This window comes from Streptomyces sp. DH12, from assembly GCF_020873895.1.
GTDB lineage: Bacteria > Actinomycetota > Actinomycetes > Streptomycetales > Streptomycetaceae > Streptomyces.
Genome location: NZ_JAHWGT010000819.1, coordinates 1 through 481, shown reverse-complemented (window position 1 = coordinate 481; position 481 = coordinate 1). Strand labels below are relative to the sequence as shown.

Genomic DNA, 481 nt, shown 5'->3' with positions numbered 1-481 from the left:
CCGCCGCAGCGCCGTGGTGCTGGCCGCCGCGGGGTCCCGCGCCCCCGCGTCCCGCGCCGACACCGAGCGCATCGCCGCCCTGCTCGCCGCCCGGCTCGGCGTGCCCGTCGTCCCCGCCTACGCCTCCGCCGCCGCGCCCACCGTGTCCGACGCGGTCCGCGCCCTCGCCGCCCGCGGGCGCACCCGGGCCGCCGTCGCCTCCTGCTTCACCGCGCCCGGCCGGTTCGCCGCCGAGTGCGCCCGGGCGGCCCCCGGCACCGTCTCCGGCCCGCTGGGCACCCACCCCGCGATGGCCCGCCTGCTCCTCCACCGCTACGACCAGGCGCTGCGCACCGCGGCCCCGGTCGCCGGGCCGGCCGCCCTCGCGACGGCCTGAGGGGGCCACCGGTGTCCGGGACGTCACCGGCCGGGGCTACTGTCGGCTCATGGAAGGCATCACGTCCGGCACGTCCGACCCGTCCGCGCACCACCTCCCGCCCGC

1 protein-coding gene is annotated in these 481 nt (G+C 82.1%); it reads left to right on the top strand.

Features of this window, described 5'->3' with window-relative positions; translation table 11 throughout:
* Positions 1-376, top strand: a 376-nt coding sequence (locus LPA54_RS37245; RefSeq protein WP_306806619.1) for a CbiX/SirB N-terminal domain-containing protein, incomplete at its 5' end; no start/stop codon positions are given.
* Positions 377-481: the final 105 nt, after the last annotated feature.